The organism is Mycobacterium sp. IDUB_5, from assembly GCF_055419565.1.
Genome location: NZ_JBVAXX010000004.1, coordinates 55,966 through 76,841 on the forward strand (window position 1 = coordinate 55,966; position 20,876 = coordinate 76,841).

Below are 20,876 nucleotides of genomic sequence, written 5' to 3' on the forward strand. Positions count from 1 at the left end.
CCGATGAAGACCAACGCCGCGATTCTGTGGGAGTACGGCTCCGACTGGAGCATCGAGGAGATCGATCTCGATCCGCCCGGTGACGGCGAGGTGCTGGTGTCCTGGGAGGCCACCGGCCTGTGCCACTCCGACGAGCACATCCGCACCGGTGACCTGCCCTTCCCGCTGCCGATGATCGGCGGTCATGAAGGCGCCGGGATCGTCCGCGAAGTCGGACCGGGCGTTCGCGACCTGGCCCCGGGCGACCACGTCGTCGCGTCGTTTCTTCCGGCCTGCGGCCGCTGCCGATTCTGCTCGACGGGTCACCAGAACCTCTGCGACCTCGGCGCGATCATCATGGCCGGCACGCAGATCGACGGCACCTACAGGCGGCGCGCCCGCGGGCAGAACATCGGCGTGATGTCGCTGGTGGGCACGTTCTCCCAGTACGGCACCGTGCCCGAAGCCTCCATCGTCAAGATCGACGACGACGTCCCGCTCTCGCGGGCGTGCCTGCTCGGCTGCGGAGTGACAACCGGATGGGGATCGGCCGTCAACACCGCCGACGTCCAACCCGGCGACACTGTCGTTGTGATCGGGTTCGGGGGAATCGGCAGCGGCGCGGTGCAGGGCGCGCGACTGGCCGGTGCCGAGAAGATCGTCGTCGTCGAGCCCGTGGAAGACAAGCGCGCCAAGGCTTTACAGCTCGGCGCCACGCATTTCGTGACGTCGCTGCCCGAGGCGACCGCGCTCGTCGCCGAGCTGACCCGCGGGGTGATGGCCGATTCCGCGATCCTGACCGTCGGCCTGCTCGAGGGAACGATGATCGATGACGCGGTCAACATCATCCGCAAGGGCGGCGCGGTCGTGGTGACCGCCCTGTCGACGATGGCCGACAACCAGGCATCGCTGTCGCTGATGATGTTCACGCTGTTCCAGAAGCGCCTGCTCGGCAGCCTGTACGGCGAGGCCAACCCGCGCGCGGACATCCCGCGGCTGTTGTCGCTCTACCGCGAGGGCAAGCTGCTGCTCGACGAGACCGTCACACACGAGTACAAGCTGGCCGAGGTCAACGAGGGCTACGAGGACATGCGCGCCGGACGCAACGTGCGGGGCGTGATCCTGCACGACCACTGACCGGCGACCAGACGCGATCTCGGGCGTTTCGGGGGCGACACGCGCGAGATCGCGTCTGTTCGCGAGAAAAAAACGGGACCTGCAACATCCCGGAAACGTGCGCGTCACTGGAAGTGAGCGAACCTGTCGGATTCTGATCCGATGTCGACACCGACCGCCCGCGGCACGAGCAAGCGCACTCACCCCGTCGACGAGGTGCTGCCCGTCCCGAAGCTCGCCACCTATGGGTTCCAGCACGTCGTCGCGTTCTACGCCGGCGCGGTCCTCGTGCCGATCATCATTGCCGGGGCGGTCGGACTGTCCCAGGAAGAACTCGTCAAGCTGATCACGGCGGACCTGTTCACCTGCGGTATCGCCTCGATCATCCAGGCCGTCGGGTTCCGTAACGTCGGTGTCCGCCTGCCGCTGCTGCAGGGCGTCACGTTCGCCGGGGTGTCGCCGATCATCGCGATCGGCTTGGCTCACGGCGGCGGCGCGTCGAGCATGCTCTACGTCTACGGGGCGGTGATCGTCGCCGGCGTGTTCACGTTCCTGATCGCGCCGGTGTTCATCAAACTGCTGAAATTCTTCCCACCCGTGGTCACCGGCACCCTGATCACGATCATCGGCCTGTGCCTGGTGCCCGTCGGCGCCATGGACGCCGTCACCAACCCCAACACCCACGAACCCGACCCGACCAACATCCGGTGGTTCCTCTACGCCGTCGGCACCATCGCGATCATCGTCGCGATCCAGCGGATCTTCCGCGGCTTCCTGGCGACCATCGCCGTCCTGCTCGGTCTGGTGGTCGGCTGCGCGGTCGCATTCGCGCTGGGCGACATGAACTTCGATCGGGTCGGCGAAGCGTCGGCGATCGGCTTCACGCCACCGTTCCTCTTCGGCATGCCCAAGTTCGACTTCGTCGCCTGCCTGACGATGATCATCGTGCTGATGATCACCGCCGTGGAATCGACGGGTTCCACCATCGCCACCGGCGAGATCGTCGGCAAGCGAGTGAAGGCCTCCGACATCGGCAACGTGCTGCGCGCCGACGGGGTGGCGACCACCATCGGCGGTGTCTTCAACTCCTTCCCCTACACCGCGTTCTCCGAGAACGTCGGCCTGGTCCGGCTCACCGGCATCAAGAGCCGCTGGGTGGTCGCGGCCGCCGGGGTGTTCATGATCCTGCTCGGCTTCCTGCCCAAGGTCGCCGCCGTGGTCGCCTCGATCCCCAATCCCGTGCTGGGCGGCGCCGCGCTGACGCTGTTCGCGACGGTCGCCGTCGTCGGGATCCAGACCCTGGGCAAAGTCGACTTCACCGACCACCGCAACCTGATCATCGTGACCACGAGCCTGGCGCTCGCGCTGTGGGTGACGGCCTACCCGGACATCGCCAAGGCCATGCCCACCGGGGTCGACCTGATCTTCGGCAGCGGTATCAGCATCGGCGCGGTCAGCGCGATCCTGCTGAACATCGTGTTCTTCCACACCGGTTCGGGCGGCCCGCGAGTGGCCGGCGGCGGCTCCATCACGCTCGGTGAGGTCAACGCGATGACCAAGGAGCGGTTCACCGAGGTGTTCGGCCACGTCCTCCAGGACGTGCCGTGGGCCGTCGAACGCGCCTACGACCAGCGGCCGTTCGCCGACACCACCGCGCTGCGTGAAGCCTTCCAGGACGCGGTGCTCACCGGCTCGTCCGAGCAGCAGGCCGAGCTGCTGGGCGCGTTCCCCGATCTGGGCGCCGAAGACGAGACGGGCCAGGTGCTCGCCGTGGACCACGTGGCCCTGTCCAACCTCGACGACGACGACCACAATGACGTCGTGGAGCTGGCCACCGCCTACCGCAGCCATTTCGGCTTCCCGCTGATCATCTGCGCCAAGGAGACCGAGCGCTTCGACCGCGTCCTGCGCAACGGCTGGTCCCGGATGGACAACTCGCCGTCGGCGGAGAAGGCGTTCGCCCTGATCGAAGTCGCCAAGATCGTCAACCACCGGTTCACCGACCTGGTCGCCGACGCCAATCCCGTTGCCGCTGCGCGTTTCAGCAGGCTCAACGAACTCTCGTGAGGGCCGTCGGGCTGACGCACTTCAACGCGGCCTCGGAGCGAGCGCAGATGCATCTGCTGTTCGAAGTGTGCTCGTCACCGATCTGGGCGCGACGGGTGCTGGCCGCCGCACCGTTTCGCGACGCCGATGCCCTCTACGACCGTGCCGATCGGGTACTGGCCGAGCTACCGGACGCCGAACTCGACGCCGCCCTGGACGGCCATCCGCGGATCGGTGCCGCCGTGGACAACCCGTCGTCGGCCCGCGAGCAGGCCCGTGTCGCCGGCGCCGACGCCGACATCAAGGCGCAGCTGGCGGCCAAGAATCGCGAATACGAAGACCGGTTCGGATACGTGTACCTCGTGTGCGCCAGCGGGCGTTCGGCCGAGGAGCTGCTGGACATCCTGACCGAGCGGCTGCACAACGACCCGGACACCGAACGCCGGGTCATGCGTAGCGAGCTGGCGAAGATCAATCGGCTCCGGCTGGAACGTCTGCTCAGCGAGCCGCCCGCATGAGCCCCGATCGGGGATGCTGATCCCATGAGTCTTTCCACCCACGTCCTCGACGCCACCACGGGCCGGCCCGCCACCGGCGTCGCGGTGACGCTACGCAGCTCCGGTGGCGAGGTGTTCGCCGGCGTGACCGACGACGACGGCCGCATCGGGGAGCTGGCCGCCGACCTCGAGGCCGGTACGTATCGGTTACGGTTCGACACCGCAGGCTATTTCACCGCTCAGGGAGTTACCGGCTTCTACCCCGAGGTCGTGATCACTTTCGAGGTCACCGACGCCCAGGCCCACCACCACGTTCCGCTGTTGCTGTCGCCGTACGCCTACTCCACCTACAGAGGGAGCTGATCAGTTGTGAAAGCCGTGATCATCGGTGCGGGGATGGGTGGCATGAGCGCGGCGATCGCGTTGAGGGAGATCGGCGTCGAGACCCACGTCTACGAGCGCGTCACCGAGAACAAGCCCGTCGGCGCGGCGATCTCGGTGTGGTCCAACGGCGTCAAGTGCCTGAACTACCTGGGCCTGGCCGAGGAGACGGCCGCCCTGGGCGGGCGCGTCGAGACGATGAGCTACATCGACGGGCACAGCGGGGCGACCATGTGCCGATTCTCGATGCAACCGCTGATCGACGAGGTGGGACAGCGGCCCTACCCCATCGCCCGCGCGGAGCTGCAGTCGATGCTGATGAATCACTACGGCATGGACGACATCGCATTCGGCATGAAGATGGTGTCCGTCGAGGACGGGGTCGATGCCGCGGTAGCGACGTTCGCCGACGGGACCACCGTCTCCGCGGACTTGATCATCGGTGCCGACGGCGCGAACTCCATCACCCGCGAGTACGTCTTGGGCGGGCCGGTCACCCGCCGCTACGCCGGCTACGTGAACGTCAACGGGCTCGTACCGGTCGACGCGGAGATCGGCCCGGCCACCGAGTGGACCACCTATGTGGCTGACGGACAACGGGTTTCGGTGATGCCTGTGGCCGGTGGCCGGTTCTACTTCTTCTTCGACATCGTCGGAGAGCCATCCGCGATCGGCGGCGACGTCAAGGAGATGCTGCGACGGCACTTCGAAGGCTGGGCGCCCGGAGTGCACCGGCTGATCGACGTCCTCGATCCCGCCACCACCAATCGCGTGGAGATTCTCGACCTCGACCCCTTCGACACCTGGGTCAAGGGGCGCGTAGCGGTGCTCGGCGACGCCGCCCACAACACGACACCGGACATCGGGCAGGGCGGCTGCTCGGCGATGGAGGACGCGGTGGCGCTGCAGTGGGCGCTGCGTGACCACCCCGGCGATGTGCACACCGCACTGCTGTCCTACCAGTACGCGCGCAGCGAGCGGGCCGGGGATCTGGTGCTGCGTGCGCGGCGCCGGTGCGACGTGACCCACGCCAAAGATCCGGAAGCAACCGCCGCCTGGTACGACGAGCTCCGAAACGAGGACGGCAGCAACATCATTCGCGGGATCGTGGGGAACATCATGGGTGGGCCCCTCACGCGGTAGGCATCGACGCGTCCGCCATGAGCCGGTGACCTTGCACGAAGACCTCCGCGATCGCGGCCTCCCGCATGCCGAGCAGCAGGGTGAACAGCAGCCGGTCTGCATCCTCGGGGTCCACCCGCTCGAGCAGCTCGGGCAGCAGCGGCTGGCGCTGCGGATCGATCACCAGGAAGTCGGCCTGCTTGCCGGCATCCAGATTGCCCACGCGATCCTCGATGTCAAGAGCCCTGGCCCCCGCCAGAGTGGCCGTGAACAACAGTTGAGCCGGCGGGATCGACAGCCCTGCCGCCCCCGGCTCGCTGATGTGCACCTTGAAGCAGTCGTTGGCGACGCGGGCCATCAACCACTCGTCGCCGGCGCCGACATCGCTGCCCAACGCCACCGTCACCCCGCTCCCAGTGGTCCGCTGCCACGGCATGGTGCCCGACCCCAGGAACTGCTGCGAGGTCGGGCAGTGCGAGATCGAGGTGCCGGTGTCGGCCAGCCGGGCCAACTCGCCGTCGGTGCAGTGCACGCCGTGCGCGAGCACGCTGCGTGGCCCGAGCAGCGTCGGCGCGCCCGTCCGGCCGATCCGCCCGTCGTAGGCGTCGAGGTAGCAGGACACGTCCAACGAGGTACGGACAGCATCGATCTCGAGGAGGTTCTCGGACAGGTGACTGTGGAAGTACACCCCCGCTGCGCGCACCGAATCGTAGAGCTCGCCGAGCGCCGCCAGGGTCTGCGCGGTCACCGACAGCGCAAATCGCGGCACCACGGCGACCTGCAGCAGCGGATGGGCCCCGTGCCACCGGTCGATCTCCCTCGCCGACAGCTCGATCGCGGTCGACTCGTCGGTGAGCAGCGGGCCCGCCGCGTCGGGACCCACCGTCTGGATACCGCGACCGGAGATGGTGCGCAGCCCGACCCGCAGGGACTCCTCGAACAAGGCGTCCTGCGCGTCGGGGAAGGCCGACCCGAACACCAGCGCCGTCGTGGTCCCGACCTCGACTCTGCGCCGACAGAAGTCGCGCGCCGTCCGGCGGGCCAGTTCCGCGTCCGCGATCCTCGCCTCAGCGGGAAAGATGCAGCGCTGCAACCAGTCCAGCAGTTGCCCGCCGCCGTAGGAGTCGGTGCAGTAGGTCTGCGGGAAATGGATGTGTGTGTCGATGAACCCCGGCAGCAGGAAACCCGGCCGGCAGTCGATCACGTCCGCGCCGGCCGCCTCCGCAGGCAGTCGCGCGTACGCACCGCTGAACACGATGACACCGTCGTCGTCGACGACCAGCACGCCGTCGGGCACCGACACGAGATGCTCGCTCGCCTCCCCGAGCTGGGGCGCGCCGCCGACGTGCACCAGATGACCGCGATAGGCACGCACACCTCCGATTGTCCCAGCGTTGCCGCATCCCCGCAGTTCGGCGGCTTGGCCTGCACCGCGACCCCCCGCGATCTACGGTGCAGTCATGGACCTCAACACCGTCGAGGCGGTGCACACCCCGCGATCGCGCGACGAGGTGTGGCCGCTGGGGCCCACGGACGCGATCCTCGCCGGCGGCACGTGGCTCTTCTCCGAACCACAGCCGCACGTCACCCGTCTGATCGACATCACCGCGCTGAGGTGGCCACCGATCACCCTGTCCGACAACGGCATCGAGGTCGCCGCCACAGCCACCCTGGCAGAGGTCACCGAATTGTCCGCGAGGTCGTCGACCACCCTGCCCGACGACTGGACCGCTGCGCCGCTGTTCGCGCAGTGCTGCACCGCACTGGTGGCCGGATTCAAGATCTGGCGCACCGCAACGGTCGGTGGCAACATCTGCCTGTCTCTGCCCGCAGGCTCGATGATCTCGCTGACCACGGCGCTGGACGCCACAGCGCTGATCTGGCGGCCGGGCGGCGACACCCGTACCGTGCCCGTCGCCGATTTCGTCACCGGCGTCACCACCAACGTGCTGCACACCGGCGAGATCCTGCGCTCGGTGCACATCCCCGCAGCGGCGCTGCGCGGCCGGGTCGCGTACCGCAAGCTGGCGACGTCACCGCTGGGGCGCTCCGGTGTGGTCGTCATCGGTCGCCGCGACACCCCGGCCGACGGCGGCGCACTCACGATCTCGGTGACGGCCTCGACGGTCCGGCCATACGTCATCCGGTTCGCCACCTCGCCACCTCCCGACGCGCTGCGCGCAGCGCTGTCGGTGATCCCGGACGACGCGTGGACCCGTGACGCCCATGGTGATCCCGACTGGCGGGCCGCGATGACACAGCAGCTGGCCGACCAGATCGTCGCTGAGCTGACATGAGCGTCACCGTCAACGGCCGCGCCCACGAAGACGATCCGCGCCCCGGGCAGTGCCTGCGCACCTTTCTGCGGGAGCGAGGCCACTTCGAGGTCAAGAAAGGCTGTGACGCCGGCGATTGCGGAGCGTGCTCGGTGCTCGTCGACGGCGCGGCCGTGCATTCATGCGTGTATCCGGCGTTCCGGGCGGCCGGTCGGGAGGTGACCACCGCAGCGGGTCTCGGCGACCCCGGCGACCTGCATCCGATGCAGCGCCGCTTCGTCGAGGCAGCCGGGTTCCAGTGCGGTTTCTGCACGGCCGGCATGGTGACCACCGCCGCCTCGCTGCCGACCGCGGACCCCGGGCAACTCCCTCAGCAGCTGAAGAACAATCTCTGCCGCTGCACCGGATATCGGGCGATCACCGATGCGCTCGCGGGGACGGTGAACGTTGAGAAATCCGACGGCCAGGACGCCGGACGGTCGATCAGCGCACCGGCTGCGGTGCGGGTGGTCACCGGAACCGAGGAATACACCATGGATTTCGCGCCGCCGGGGTTGCTGCACCTTGCGGTGCTGACGAGCCCGGTGCCGCATGCGCGCATCGTGGCCATCGACACCTCCGCTGCCGAAGCCGTTCCCGGTGTCCGACTGGTGCTGACCCACGCCGACAGTCCTCCGGTGCGCTTCTCAACCGCGCGACACGAGAACCGTGAGGACGATCCAGACGACACGGTGCTGCTCGACGACGTCGTCAGATTCGTCGGGCAACGGGTGGCCGCGGTGGTGGCGGAGACCCCGGCTGCGGCTGAAAAGGCCTGTCGCGCACTCGTCGTCACCTACGAGGAGTTGCCCACCGTGCTCGACCCCGAGCAGGCCACGGCACCCGGTGCCCCGCTGCTGCACGGCGACAAGGGGGCGGACTCCAGGATCGCCGACCCGGGCCGCAACCTGGTCGCCGAGCTGCACGGCGGGGTCGGCGACATCGACGCCGGACTGACGGCAGCGCACGGCGGTGCGGTGGTGCGCGGCCGCTGGCACACGCAACGGGTCCAGCACGCCCACTTGGAAACTCACGGCTGCACCGGATGGCGCGACGACACCGGCCGGCTGGTGATCCGCACCAGCACACAGGTCCCGTTCCTGGTGCGCGACGAACTATGCCACCTGTTCGGGCTGCCCACCGACGAGGTGCAGGTGTTCACCAAACGCATCGGCGGCGGATTCGGCGGCAAGCAGGAGATGCTCGTCGAGGACCTGGTCGCGTTGGCGGTGTTGCGATTGGGCGAGCCGGTGCGCTACGAATTCACTCGCAGCGACGAATTCACCACCGCGCCGTGCCGGCACCCGTTCCGGGTGGACGTCACCGCGGCCGCCGACGCCGACGGCACACTGACCGCACTCGCGGTCGACGTGCTCCTCGACGCCGGCGCCTACGGCAACCACAGCCCCGGTGTGATGTTCCACGGTTGCGGGGAATCGATGTCGGTCTACCGGTGCGCGAACAAGCGAGTCGACGCTCGCGCGGTGTACACGAACAACCTGCCGTCGGGTGCCTTCCGCGGCTACGGGCTGGGTCAGCTGATCTTCGCGATCGAATCCGCGATGGACCAGCTCGCCGAGCGCCTCGGCATCGATCCGTTCGACTTCCGCCGACGCAACGTGGTCGTGCCGGGCGACGACTTCGTCGACGCCCACGTGCTCGACGACGACCTGATTTTCGGTAGCTACGGGCTCGACCAGTGCCTCGATCTCGCTCAGGCGGCGCTGCGCCGCGGCAACGGCGTCCCCACGCCGACCGGGCCGCAGTGGCGCACGGGTGAGGGAATGGCGATCGCGATGATCGCCACGATCCCGCCGCGGGGCCACCACGCCGAGGCCGCGGTGAGCATAGACGCAGACGGGATCTACACGCTGCGTGTCGGGACCGCCGAGTTCGGCAACGGCACCACGACCGTGCACACACAGATCGCGGCAACCGCGCTCAACACCGTCGTCGGCAACATCCGGATCGATCAATCCAACACGGCGACAACCGGATACGACACCGGTGCGTTCGGCTCCGCCGGAACAGTGGTGGCGGGACAGGCCACGCTCGTGGCCGCGCAGAAGCTGCGCTCCCAGCTGGAGGCGGCCGCCTCGGAGCTCACCGGCGTTCCTCGCGGTGCGTGCGCACTGACCCGAAACGGGGTGCACTGCGCGGGGCAGCTGATCGACTTCGCGGAACTGCCAGTGCCTTTGGTCGGCCACGGGCGGCACGGCGGAACCCCCCGCTCCGTCGCGTTCAACGTGCACGCCGTCCGCGTCGCCGTCGACGTCGAGACCGGTGAGGTGCGCATCCTGCAGAATGTGCAGGCCGCCGACGCCGGGGTGGTGATGAACCCTCAGCAGTGCCGCGGTCAAGTGGAAGGCGGTGTGGCACAGGGCATCGGCTCCGCACTGTACGAGGAGATGCACGTCGGTCCCGACGGTGCGGTGTCGACGACCACCCTGCGCAACTACCATCTGCCGCAGCTGGCCGACGTACCGGTGACGGAGGTCTACTTCGCCGACACCTACGACACCCTGGGACCCTTCGGCGCCAAGTCGATGAGTGAATCGCCCTACAACCCCGTCGCCCCCGCGATCGCCAACGCCATCGCACGCGCGACCGGCGCACGGCTGCACCGACTTCCGATGACGCCGGCGAGGGTGTGGCGTGCGGTCAGAGCCGCTCGATGATCGTGACGTTGGCCGTGCCGCCGCCCTCGCACATCGTCTGCAGGCCGTAGCGGCCGCCGGTGCGCTCCAGCGTGTTCAGCATGGTCGCGAAAAGCTTTGCCCCCGTGGCACCGAGCGGGTGACCGAGCGCGATCGCCCCGCCGTTGGGGTTGACCTTCTCGGGGTCGGCCTTGGTCTCCTTCAGCCAGGCCTGCACCACCGGCGCGAACGCCTCGTTGATCTCGACCGTGTCGATGTCCTCGATCGAGAGCCCCGCCTTGTCCAGCGCATAGCGGGTCGCGGGTATCGGGCCGGTCAACATGAACACCGGATCGGCGCCGCGTGCGCTGATGTGATGGATGCGCGCACGGGGCTTCAACCCGTGGTCCTTCACCGCCTGCTCTGAGGCGAGCAGCACCGCACTGGCGCCGTCGGAGATCTGGCTGGCCATCGCCGCGGTCAGCCGGCCACCGTCGACGAGCGTCTTGAGTGTGGCCATCTTCTCCAGGGACGTGTCGCGCGGTCCCTCGTCCACCCGGAAGCCACCCCCATCGGTCTTGACGTCGAGGATCTCGTTGTCGAAATGACCGGCGCGGATCGCGGCCTGCGCGCGCTGATGACTGGTCAGCGCGAACTGCTCCATGTCCTCGCGGCTGATGTCCCACTTCTCGGCGATCAGCTCGGCCCCGCGGAACTGGGAGATCTCCTGGTCGCCATAGCGATGCAGCCAGCTCTTGGATTCGTTGGTGGGCGAGGTGAATCCGAACTGCTCGGCGACGGTCATCGCCGAGCTGATCGGGATCTGGCTCATGTTCTGCATGCCGCCGGCCACGATGAGATCCGCGGTGCCCGACATGATCGCCTGCGCTCCGAACGAGATGGCCTGCTGGCTGGACCCGCACTGCCGGTCGACGGTCACGCCCGGCACCTCCTCGGGGAATCCGGCCGCCAACCACGACAGCCGCGCGATGTTGCCGGCCTGCGGGCCGATCGCATCGACGCAGCCGGCGATCACGTCGTCGACCGCGCCGGGATCGACGTCGTTGCGGTCGAACAGGCCGCGCCATCCGGCTGCACCGAGGTCGACCGGATGTACCCCGGCCAACGATCCGTTGCGCTTGCCGATGGCGGTGCGGACGGCGTCGATGACATACGCTTCAGCCATTGTGAACTCCTTCTGTGGGGGTGATACCACCGAGAACGATCGAAAGGTATTGCCGGCCAACCTCATGCGCGGTCAGCGGGCCGCCCGGTTGATACCACCGGACCGACACCCAGGTGGTGTCGCGGATGAATCGGTAGACGAGGTCGACGTCGACGTCGGGGCGGAAGCACCCCTCCTCGATGCCTTGGGTGAGGACGTCGATCCACATCTTGCGCTGCTCTTTGTTGCGCTCTTCGACGTAGGCGAATCGGGGTTGCGCGGAGAGCCGCTTGGCCTCGTCCTGGTAGATCACCACCTCGGCGTGCCGGGTCGCGATGGCTTCGAACGACGCCATGAACAGCCCCTTGAGCCGTTCGAGCGGGTTCGTCTCGGTTTCGACGATCTCCCGGTACCTGTCGAAGAGCCAGTCGAGGAACCCGCGCAGCACCTCGTCGACCATCTCCTCTTTCGACGAGAAGTGGTGATAGAGGCTGCCCGAGAGGATCCCTGCAGAGTCGGCGATGTCGCGAACTGTGGTGGCGCGCAGCCCACGTTCGGCGAACATCGTCGCGGCGAGCGCGAGGAGCTCGTCGCGACGGGTGTTGGTGGCTCCTGCGCTCATGGGTGCTGACTCGACACCGAGATCACCTCGCCGGTGAGGTAACTGGAGTAGTCGCTGGCCAGGAACGCGATGGTGGCTGCGACCTCCCACGGTTCGGCGGCCCGGCCGAACGCCTCACCCTGCGACAGTCGATCGAGCAGCTCGGAGCTCGACGTCTTCTCGAGGAACTTGTGCCGGGCGATGCTCGGCGACACCGCGTTGATGCGCACGCCGTACTCGACCGCCTCGATCGCGCTACAGCGCGTCAGCGCCATGACACCAGCTTTGGCTGCGGCGTAATGGGATTGGGAGTGCTGCGCCCGCCAGCCCAGCACGCTGGCGTTGTTGACGATCACACCGCCGTGCCCGGCGTCGCGGAAGTGGCGCAGCGCGGCGCGCGTCGCGCGCATCACCGACGTCAGCGTCACGTTGAGAACGCGGTCCCACTCGTCGTCGGTCATGTCGACCACCGGGGTCTGGCCCCCGAGCCCGGCGTTGTTGACCAGGACATCGAGACGTCCCGCCTTCTCGACGGCACCGGCGATCAGCGCATCGACCGCCTCGGTGGACGTCACGTCGCAGACCACCGAGTGCACCGAGCCGAGCCCCAGAGCGGCCAGCTCGTCGCGGGTCTCCCCCAATCGGCGCTCGTGATAGTCGGAGACGACGACGTCGGCGCCTTCGGCCAGCGCCCTCCGGGCAGTCGTCGACCCGATCCCGGTGCCCGCAGCAGCGGTGACCAGGACCACTTTGCCGGCCAGCAGGTTGTGCCCCTCGATCTCCGCCGGGGCGACGGACAGGTCCATCAGGGTCTGGCCTCTCTGGGTAAGCCGAGCACACGCTCGGCGATGATGTTGCGCTGCACCTCGTTGGAGCCGCCGTAGATCGTGTCGGCGCGCGAGAACAGGAACAGCCGTTGCCACTCGCTGAATTCTCCCTCGGGCAGCGTCAGGCCCGCCATTCCGACCACGTCCATCGCGATCTCCCCCAGCTCGCGATGCCAGTTGGCCCACAGCAGCTTCGATACACAGTCTTTTCCGGCGGCCTGGCTGTCCTGTCCGACGTCCATCGTGGCCAGCGCGTACGAGCGCATCGCGCGCAGCCCCGCCCACGACCGGGTCAGCCGCTCCCGGATCAGCGGATCGTCGGCGGCGCCGGTCTTCTTTGCCACCTCGACCAGGTTGGAATGCTCACGCGCATAACGGATCTGCTGTCCCAGGGTGGACACCCCGCGCTCGAACGTCAGCAATCCCATCGCCACCCGCCACCCGTCACCGGGTTCGCCGACCACGAGGTCGGCATCGGTGCGGGCGTCGGTGAAGAACACCTCGTTGAACTCGGAGTCGCCGGTGAGCTGGATGATCGGGCGGATCTCGACGCCCGGCTGATCCAGCGGCACCAGGAGAAAGGACAGTCCAGCGTGCCGCTTGGACCCCTTCTCGCTGCGCGCGACGACGAAACACCACTGCGCCCAGTGCGCCAGCGACGTCCACACCTTCTGCCCGTTGAGGACCCAGTGGTCACCGTCGAGCACGGCCGTTGTCGACACATTGGCCAGATCGCTGCCCGCGCCGGGCTCGGAGTAGCCCTGCGACCACAACTCGGTGACGTCGAGGATCTTCGGAAGGAAGCGCTGCTGCTGGTCGGGGGTGCCGTAGGCGATCAGCGTCGGGCCGAGCAGCTCCTCGCCGAGGTGGTTGACCTTGTCGGGCGCATCGGCCTTCGCGTACTCCTCGTAGAACGCGACGCGGTGCGCGACCGACAGCCCGCGGCCGCCGTGCTCCTCCGGCCAGCCGAGACACGTCAGACCCGCGGCCGCCAGATGCCGGTTCCAGGCCAGCCGTTCCTCGAAGGCCTCGTGCTCGCGACCCGGACCGCCCAGCCCCTTGAGTGCCGCGTAGTCGCCGACCAGGTTCTCGGCCAGCCAGTCGCGGACCTGCGCCCTGAACTCCTGGACCTCAATCACCCCTGTAGGCTAACCTACCAAGCACTTGCTCGGGTAACCGATCCCCAAGGAGTTCCATGACCACCGCCGCGAGAACCACTCCCGCGGTTCTGGACCACATCGCACGCGAACTCCCCGACCACCCCGCGGTGGTCACGCCCGCCAGAACGTTGACATTCGCGCAGTTGCGCACCGAGGTCCGCCAGGCTGCAGCCGCGCTGATCGCAGCCGGCATCGAGACGGCCGACCGCGTCGCGATCTGGTCACCGAACACGTGGCACTGGGTGGTCGCCTGTCTGGCGATCCACCACGCCGGCGGCGTGCTCGTCCCGTTGAACACCCGCTACACCGCCAGCGAGGCCACCGACATCCTGGCGCGCACTGCCGCGCCGCTGCTGTTCGCCTCGGGTCAGTTCCTCGGCGCGGACAAGGCCGCGAGCATCGAGCGTCCGGCACTGCCTGCGTTGCGCAACGTCGTCCGCATCCCGATCGACACCGACGACGGCACCTGGGACGAGTTCGTCGCCACCGGAACGGATCTGGCCGACGTCGACGCGCGTGCGGCAGCCGTCGGCGCCGACGACGTCTCCGACATCCTGTTCACCTCCGGCACCACCGGACGCAGCAAGGGTGTGCGCTGCGCGCACCGACAGTCGCTCGACGCATCGGCGGCATGGGCGGCATGCGGACAGCTCACGAGCGCCGATCGATACCTCTGCATCAACCCGTTCTTCCACAACTTCGGCTACAAGGCCGGCATCCTGGCCTGCCTGCAGACCGGCGCCACCCTGTTCCCCGCCCTGACCTTCGACCCCGAGGCCGCGATGCGAGCCGTCGAGGAACACCGCATCACCGTGCTGCCCGGGCCGCCGACCATCTACCAGACCCTGCTCGACCACCCTCGTCGTGCCGAATTCGACATGGGTTCTCTGCGTTTCGCGGTCACCGGCGCCGCCACCATCCCGGTCGTGCTGATCGAGCGGATGCAGAACGAACTCGACATCGACATCGTCCTGACCGCGTACGGGCTCACCGAGGCGGCCGGCTTCGGGACGATGTGCCGCGCCGACGACGACGCGGTGACGGTCGCGACCACCTCGGGCCGCCCGATCGCCGACTTCGACCTGCGGATCGCCGACCACGGAGAGGTGCTGCTCCGCGGACCCAACGTCATGCTCGGATACCTCGACGATCCGGATGCGACCGCCGCGGCGATCGACGCCGAGGGGTGGCTGCACACCGGAGACGTCGGCGAGCTGGACGACGCCGGCAACCTCAAGATCACCGATCGTCTCAAGGACATGTACATCTGCGGCGGCTTCAACGTCTACCCCGCCGAGATCGAGCAGGTCCTCGCGCGGCTTCCCGGTGTCGCCGAGGTCGCCGTCATCGGCGTGCCCGACGAGCGTCTCGGCGAGGTCGGCAAGGCCTTTGTCGTGACATTGCCCGGCGCCGCGCTGGACGCTCAGACGGTGATCGACCACGCGCGCGCCCACCTCGCCAACTTCAAGACCCCACGCTCGGTCGAGTTTCTCGACGCGCTACCGCGCAACCCGGGCGGCAAGGTGGTCAAACCGCAACTGCGAGAGAGGAACTGATGGACCTCCACATCGATGAGGACACCGAGGCGTTCCGCGCCGAGGTCCGCGAGTTCCTCGAGGCCCACACGGGCGACTTCCCCACCGAGTCCTACGACATCGCCGAGGGATTCGAACAGCACCGCCGCTGGGACAAGATCCTGTTCGACGCCGGACTGTCGGTGATCACCTGGCCGCAGAGCTACGGCGGCCGCGACGCCACACTGCTGCAGTGGATCGTGTTCGAGGAGGAGTACTTCCGCGCCGGAGCGCCGGGACGGGCCAGCGCCAACGGCACCTCGATGCTCGCGCCCACGTTGTTCGCGCACGGCACCGAAGAGCAACAGAAGCGCATCCTGCCGAAAATGGCCAGCGGCGAGGAGATCTGGGCCCAGGCATGGTCGGAGCCGGAATCGGGCAGTGACCTCGCGTCACTGCGCTCGACCGCCACCCGCACCGACGGCGGCTGGCTGCTCAACGGCCAGAAGATCTGGAGTTCGCGCGCGGTGTTCGGGGAGCGCGCGTTCGGGTTGTTCCGCTCCGATCCCGAGGCACAGCGGCACAAGGGCCTGACGTACGTGATGTTCGATTTGAAGGCCGACGGCGTGACGGTACGGCCGATCGCGCAACTCGGCGGTGCCACGGGCTTCGGGGAGATCTTCCTGGACGACGTGTTCGTCCCCGATGAGGACGTCATCGGCGGTGTGCACGACGGCTGGCGCGCCGCGATGAGCACGTCGAGCAACGAGCGCGGCATGTCGCTGCGCAGCCCCGCACGGTTCCTCGCGCCCGCCGAACGTCTTGTGGCGCAGTGGAAGAACGATCCGAAGCCGGAGTTCATCGATCGCGTGGCCGACGCGTGGATCAAGGCGCAGGCCTACCGGCTGCACACGTTCGGCACCGTGACACGGGTGGCGGCGGGCGGCGAGCTCGGCGCCGAGTCGTCGATCACCAAGGTGTTCTGGTCCGACCTGGACGTGGCACTGCACCAGACGGCGCTGGACCTGCGGGGTGCGGACGGAGAGCTGATGGACAGCGTCACCGAGGGGTTGCTGTTCGCGCTCGGCGGCCCGATCTACGCGGGCACCAACGAGATCCAGCGCAACATCATCGCCGAGCGGCTGCTAGGCCTGCCCCGAAAGTAGACGAGACGTGAACTTCGAGATCGACGACCAGCAGCGGGACTTCGCCGCGAGTATCGACGCCGCCCTGGGTGCGGCCAACATTCCGGACGCTGTCCGAGCGTGGGCGGCCGGTGACACCGCACCCGGCCGCAAGATCTGGGCGCAGCTGTCCGATCTGGGCGTGACCGCGTTGATGGTGGCCGAACAGTACGACGGCATCGACGCCCACCCGGTGGACCTCGTGGTGGCGCTGGAACGCCTGGGCCGGTGGAACGTTCCCGGACCGGTCACCGAATCCATTGCCGTCGCCCCGATTCTGCTCGCCGCCGACGAGCGCTCGGGCGCACTGGCCTCTGGTGAACTGATCGCCACGGTCGCCACACCACCGCGGGTCCCCCGCGCCGTGGACGCCGACACCGCCGGGCTCGTGCTGCTGGCGGCCGACGGGACTGTCGGGGACAGCACACCCGGTGAGCGGCACGCATCCGTCGACCCGAGCCGGCACCTGTTCGAGGTGACCGCGGCGGGCGACACACGCCCCGCCGACGTGGCGCGCGCATTCGAGTTCGGGGCTCTGGCGACCGCCGCGCAGCTGGTGGGAGCGGCGCAGGCCATGCTGGACGCTTCGGTCTCCTACGCCAAGCAGCGCAGCCAATTCGGCGCCGTCATCGGTACCTACCAGGCGATCAAACACAAGCTGGCCGACGTGCTGATCGCCGTCGAGATGGCGCGCCCCCTTCTGTACGGGGCCGCGCTGGCCCTGGCCGACAGTTCACCCGATACGGCGCGCGATGTCAGCGCCGCGAAAGTCGCCGCGGCGGACGCAGCACTGCTCGCCGCGCGGTCGGCTCTGCAGACCCACGGCGCGATCGGATACACCCAGGAACACGACCTGTCGCTGCTGCTGCTGCGGGCGCAGGCCCTGCGGCCGGCCTGGGGTGACCCCACGTGGCATCGTCGACGACTGTTGGAGGCATTGTGACGTCGAGTGACGAACGAGAGTTGTTGCGCGACACCGTCGCAGCACTGATCGACAAACACGCCTCCCCAGAGGCGGTCCGCACGGCGGCCGCATCGGAACGCGGGTACGACGAGGCGCTGTGGACCATGCTGTGCGAGCAGGTCGGCGCAGCGGCGCTGGTGGTACCCGAGGAACTCGGCGGCGCCGGCGGTGAACTCGCCGACGCGGCGGTGGTGCTGGGTGAACTGGGTAAGCGGCTGGTGCCCACGCCGCTGCTGGGCACCACGCTCGCCCAGCTCGCATTGCTGTCCCTCGACGAGCCGCCGGCAGATCTGCTCGAGGCGCTGGCCGAAGGACGCTCCATCGGCACCGTCGTGTTCGACCCGGGCTACGTCGTCAACGGCAACGTCGCCGACGTCGTGATCGCCGCCGACGGGGAGAAGCTCACTCACTGGCGGACTGTCAGCACCACCCCGGCGGTGGCGATGGACATCACCCGCCCGCTCGCGGCCGTGACCCCCTCGGACACCGTGGTTCTCGGACCCGACCCCGGGTTGGCCGACCTGGCCGCCATCCTCGTCGCCGCCGAACAGGTGGGCGCCGCGTCGCGCTGCCTCGACCTGACCGTCGCCTACACCAAAGACCGGGTGCAGTTCGGTCGGCCGATCGGAAGCTTCCAGGCGCTCAAGCACCGGATGGCCGATCAGTACGTTGCCGTGGAGGCGGCGCGCGCGATCGTCGACGAGGCCGTCCAGGAGTGCACCCGGGGGCCGTCCCCGGTATCGGCAGCGCGCGCCCGGCTGGCCGCCAGCGAGGCGCTCACCGGAGTCGCTGCCGAGGCCGTCCAGATGCACGGCGGAATCGCGATCACCTGGGAGAGCGATATCCAGCTGTACTTCAAGCGCGCCCACGGGAGCGCGCAGCTGCTCGGGTCTGTGCGAGAACAGGTGCGTCGCCTCGAATCGGAACTGTTCTAGCCTGACGGGATGAGCGTGTCCCTGCGGTCCGGCATCCCCCCGTTCTACGTGATGGATGTCTGGCTGGCCGCGGCCGAGCGGCAGCGCACACACGGGGATCTCGTCAACCTGTCCGCCGGGCAGCCCAGCGCGGGCGCGCCGAGCGCGGTCCGCGACGCGGCCGTTGCAGCGCTTCACGACAACCGGCTCGGATACAGCGTCGCCCTCGGTATCCCCGAGCTGCGCACGGCGATCGCGGCGACCTACGACCACCGCCACGGCCTCGCGGTCGATCCCGACGACGTGGTGATCACGACCGGCTCCTCGGGCGGATTCCTGCTGGCGTTCCTGGCCTGTTTCGACGCCGGTGATCGCGTCGCCATCGCCAGCCCCGGCTATCCCTGCTATCGCAACATCCTCACCGCGCTGGGGTGCGAGGTCGTGGAACTGCCCTGTGGACCCGACACCCGGTTCCAGCCGACACTGGAGATGCTCACCGCTCTCGACCCGCCCGTCGCCGGAGTGATCGTGGCGAGCCCCGCCAACCCCACGGGGACCGTGATCCCGCCGGCGGAACTCGCGGCGATCGCGGCGTGGTGCGCCGGCTCCGGCGTGCGCCTGATCAGTGACGAGGTGTATCACGGCCTGGTGTACCCCGGTGCGCCCGAGACCAGTTGCGCATGGGAGACGTCGCGGGAAGCCGTTGTGGCGAACAGCTTTTCGAAGTACTTCGCGATGACCGGGTGGCGGCTGGGGTGGCTCCTGGTGCCTGAGGAGTTGCGCAGGGCGGTGGACCGCCTGACCGGGAACTTCACCATCTGCCCGCCGGTCCTTCCGCAGCTGGCGGCCGTCGCCGCGTTCACCGAGCAGTCCATCGCCGAGTCCGAGGCGTTGCTCGACGGCTACGCGGCCAATCGCACACTGCTCCTCGACGGCCTCCGTGCACTCGGCATCGATCGGCTTGCGCCCACCGACGGCGCGTTCTACGTCTACGCCGACATCTCCCACCTGACCACCGAATCGCTGCGCTTCTGCTCGACGCTGTTGTCCGACACCGGCGTTGCCATCGCACCGGGGGTCGACTTCGACACGGTGCGCGGTGGCGCATCGGTGCGGCTGTCCTTCGCCGGCCCGACCGCCGACATCGAGGAAGCGCTGCGGCGCATCGGCGCGTGGCTGCGGTGAGGCTCAGCCCAGCCCGGTCGACGAGCGTCGTCGCCGCGAGATCGCATCCACGCTCGCGGCGAGCAGCAGCACACCACCCGTGACCAGGAAGTTGATGTAGGACGACTGGTTGAGCAGGCCGAGACCGTTGGCGATGGTCGCCACCACGACGCCGCCGATCACCGCGTCGACGGCGCGACCGCGCCCGCCGAACAGGCTCGTGCCGCCGATCACCGCGGCGCCGACCGCGTAGAGCAGCGTGTTGCCCGCGCCCGAGGATGCCGACACCTTACCGGCGTAGGACGCCGCGATGATGCCGCTGAGCGCCGCCATCGACGAGCAGACGATGAACACCGACACACGGATGCGGTTCACCGAAATGCCGGCGCGGCGAGCAGCTTCGGCGTTACCGCCGACCGCATAGACATGCCGGCCGTAGGAGGTGCGCCGCAGCACGAACGTCATGACGATCAGCAGGACCACGATCAACGGCAGGACGTAGGGCACCCCGCGGATTTGCACGTTCGGGTTGACGCTGCGGTTGACGCTCATGACGAGCGTCACTCCGAGCACCACGGCCGCGACCGCAACGACCCGGGCCGCGACCACCCCGAGCGGCGCATGCGCCAGGTGCAGTGAGCGTTTCCGTTGGTACTGAACCACTTCGAGCGCGGCGAACCCCACCACGACGAGTCCGGCGATCGTCCAGCCCACCGGAACCGCCAGGTTGGCGATGGTCAGCCCGCGGATCACCGGATCGTCGACCCGAACAGAACCGCCTTCGCCGATGAGCTTGAGCGTCACACCCTGCAAACCGAGGAAGAACGCCAATGTGACGACGAAGGAGGGGATTCCGAGCCTGGCCCGCAGCACCCCGATGCACAGCCCGATGACCGCACCGCAGATGATGCCGGCGAGCACCGCAGCCCACCACGGCCAGCGCAGATCGACGATCATCAGCGCCATCACACACGCCGACACCCCGCCCGCGACACCGGCAGACAGGTCGATGTCGCCGAGCAGCAACACGAACACCAGGCCCATCGCGAGCACGCAGATGGCGCCGGCCTGGGTGATGAGATTCGCCAGGTTCAACGCCGACATGAACCGGTCGTTGGCGAGGCCGAAGACGACGAAAAGCACGATCAAGCCGAGAACCGCAGGCAAAGAACCCATGTCACCGCCGCGGACCCGGCGGACATAAGAGCGCACCGCGTCCGCGAAACCGGCATCTGAGCGCGCGTCGATCGCGAAGTCCGAGTGCGAGGTGGCGCCGGTGACTGTCGCCATG

The 20,876-nt window shown here is 68.4% G+C and carries 18 protein-coding genes; 12 read left to right on the forward strand and 6 right to left on the reverse strand.

What is annotated here, in order from left to right:
• Positions 1-3: 3 nt before the first annotated feature.
• The 5 genes from ACZY1G_RS13325 (at position 4) to hpxO (ending at position 5,162) form a co-directional block, all read left to right on the forward strand.
• Positions 4-1,116, forward strand: a complete 1,113-nt coding sequence (locus ACZY1G_RS13325; RefSeq protein ID WP_463822657.1) for an NDMA-dependent alcohol dehydrogenase — start codon at positions 4-6, stop codon at positions 1,114-1,116.
• Between the two features lie 141 nt (positions 1,117-1,257).
• Positions 1,258-3,162 (forward strand): solute carrier family 23 protein, encoded by a 1,905-nt coding sequence (locus ACZY1G_RS13330; protein ID WP_463822658.1) that lies wholly within the window; start codon positions 1,258-1,260, stop codon positions 3,160-3,162.
• The gene (gene uraD / locus ACZY1G_RS13335; protein ID WP_463818314.1) at positions 3,159-3,659 is read left to right on the forward strand and encodes a 2-oxo-4-hydroxy-4-carboxy-5-ureidoimidazoline decarboxylase; all 501 of its coding nucleotides are present in this window, start codon (positions 3,159-3,161) and stop codon (positions 3,657-3,659) included. The genes ACZY1G_RS13330 and uraD overlap by 4 nt, the downstream gene beginning before the upstream one ends.
• A 24-nt stretch (positions 3,660-3,683) precedes the next feature.
• Positions 3,684-4,001 (forward strand): hydroxyisourate hydrolase, encoded by a 318-nt coding sequence (uraH, locus tag ACZY1G_RS13340; RefSeq protein ID WP_463822659.1) that lies wholly within the window; start codon positions 3,684-3,686, stop codon positions 3,999-4,001.
• A 6-nt stretch (positions 4,002-4,007) separates the two neighbouring features.
• A complete protein-coding gene (gene hpxO / locus ACZY1G_RS13345; protein ID WP_463822660.1) occupies positions 4,008-5,162 on the forward strand; it encodes an FAD-dependent urate hydroxylase HpxO in 1,155 nt (384 codons plus the stop codon).
• On the opposite strand, the gene ACZY1G_RS13350 is transcribed toward hpxO, so the two are convergent.
• Complete coding sequence (locus ACZY1G_RS13350) at positions 5,152-6,516, reverse strand: guanine deaminase (RefSeq protein ID WP_463822661.1); 1,365 nt, start codon at positions 6,514-6,516, stop codon at positions 5,152-5,154. The two genes, hpxO and ACZY1G_RS13350, sit on opposite strands and share 11 nt — an antisense overlap.
• An 85-nt stretch (positions 6,517-6,601) precedes the next feature.
• Here ACZY1G_RS13350 and ACZY1G_RS13355 point away from each other — a divergent pair, with 85 nt between their 5' ends.
• Both ACZY1G_RS13355 and ACZY1G_RS13360 read left to right on the forward strand, forming a co-directional pair.
• Positions 6,602-7,438 carry an FAD binding domain-containing protein gene (locus ACZY1G_RS13355; protein WP_463822662.1) on the forward strand — a complete coding sequence of 279 codons (837 nt, stop codon included), beginning with the start codon at positions 6,602-6,604 and terminating at the stop codon, positions 7,436-7,438.
• Positions 7,435-10,134: a molybdopterin-dependent oxidoreductase gene (locus ACZY1G_RS13360; protein ID WP_463822663.1), complete on the forward strand. Its 2,700-nt coding sequence runs from the start codon at positions 7,435-7,437 to the stop codon at positions 10,132-10,134. The genes ACZY1G_RS13355 and ACZY1G_RS13360 overlap by 4 nt, the downstream gene beginning before the upstream one ends.
• Here the strand turns inward: ACZY1G_RS13360 and fadA6 are convergent.
• The 4 genes from fadA6 to ipdE1 are packed head-to-tail and all read right to left on the reverse strand — an operon-like array spanning position 10,118 to position 13,824.
• Positions 10,118-11,278 (reverse strand): steroid 3-ketoacyl-CoA thiolase FadA6, encoded by a 1,161-nt coding sequence (gene fadA6, locus ACZY1G_RS13365; RefSeq protein ID WP_463822664.1) that lies wholly within the window; start codon positions 11,276-11,278, stop codon positions 10,118-10,120. The two genes, ACZY1G_RS13360 and fadA6, sit on opposite strands and share 17 nt — an antisense overlap.
• On the reverse strand, positions 11,271-11,879 hold the full coding sequence (gene kstR2 / locus ACZY1G_RS13370) for a TetR family transcriptional regulator KstR2 (protein WP_463818307.1): 609 nt from the start codon (positions 11,877-11,879) through the stop codon (positions 11,271-11,273). The genes fadA6 and kstR2 overlap by 8 nt, the downstream gene beginning before the upstream one ends.
• Positions 11,876-12,664, reverse strand: coding sequence for a (5R,7aS)-5-hydroxy-7a-methyl-1-oxo-2,3,5,6,7,7a-hexahydro-1H-indene-carboxyl-CoA reductase (ipdF, locus tag ACZY1G_RS13375; protein WP_463822665.1), 789 nt, complete (start codon positions 12,662-12,664; stop codon positions 11,876-11,878). The genes kstR2 and ipdF overlap by 4 nt, the downstream gene beginning before the upstream one ends.
• A complete protein-coding gene (ipdE1, locus tag ACZY1G_RS13380) occupies positions 12,664-13,824 on the reverse strand; it encodes an acyl-CoA dehydrogenase IpdE1 (RefSeq protein ID WP_463818305.1) in 1,161 nt (386 codons plus the stop codon). Before ipdE1 ends, ipdF begins: the two co-directional genes overlap by 1 nt.
• Positions 13,825-13,880: 56 nt before the next feature.
• Here ipdE1 and fadD3 point away from each other — a divergent pair, with 56 nt between their 5' ends.
• From fadD3 to ACZY1G_RS13405, 5 genes are read left to right on the forward strand one after another with little or no spacing between them, the layout of a single operon-like run.
• The gene (gene fadD3 / locus ACZY1G_RS13385) at positions 13,881-15,401 is read left to right on the forward strand and encodes a 3-((3aS,4S,7aS)-7a-methyl-1,5-dioxo-octahydro-1H-inden-4-yl)propanoate--CoA ligase FadD3 (RefSeq protein WP_463822666.1); all 1,521 of its coding nucleotides are present in this window, start codon (positions 13,881-13,883) and stop codon (positions 15,399-15,401) included.
• On the forward strand, positions 15,401-16,525 hold the full coding sequence (locus tag ACZY1G_RS13390) for an acyl-CoA dehydrogenase family protein (protein WP_463818303.1): 1,125 nt from the start codon (positions 15,401-15,403) through the stop codon (positions 16,523-16,525). The genes fadD3 and ACZY1G_RS13390 overlap by 1 nt, the downstream gene beginning before the upstream one ends.
• Positions 16,526-16,532: 7 nt before the next feature.
• Entirely contained in the window at positions 16,533-17,486 is a 954-nt protein-coding gene (locus ACZY1G_RS13395; protein WP_463822667.1) for an acyl-CoA dehydrogenase family protein, read from the forward strand.
• Positions 17,483-18,442, forward strand: a complete 960-nt coding sequence (gene ipdE2, locus ACZY1G_RS13400; RefSeq protein ID WP_463822668.1) for an acyl-CoA dehydrogenase IpdE2 — start codon at positions 17,483-17,485, stop codon at positions 18,440-18,442. Before ACZY1G_RS13395 ends, ipdE2 begins: the two co-directional genes overlap by 4 nt.
• Positions 18,443-18,451: 9 nt before the next feature.
• Positions 18,452-19,606 (forward strand): pyridoxal phosphate-dependent aminotransferase, encoded by a 1,155-nt coding sequence (locus ACZY1G_RS13405; protein WP_463818300.1) that lies wholly within the window; start codon positions 18,452-18,454, stop codon positions 19,604-19,606.
• 3 nt (positions 19,607-19,609) lie between these two features.
• Here ACZY1G_RS13405 and ACZY1G_RS13410 read toward each other — a convergent pair whose 3' ends face one another.
• A complete protein-coding gene (locus ACZY1G_RS13410) occupies positions 19,610-20,875 on the reverse strand; it encodes a sugar ABC transporter permease (RefSeq protein WP_463818299.1) in 1,266 nt (421 codons plus the stop codon).
• Position 20,876: the final 1 nt, after the last annotated feature.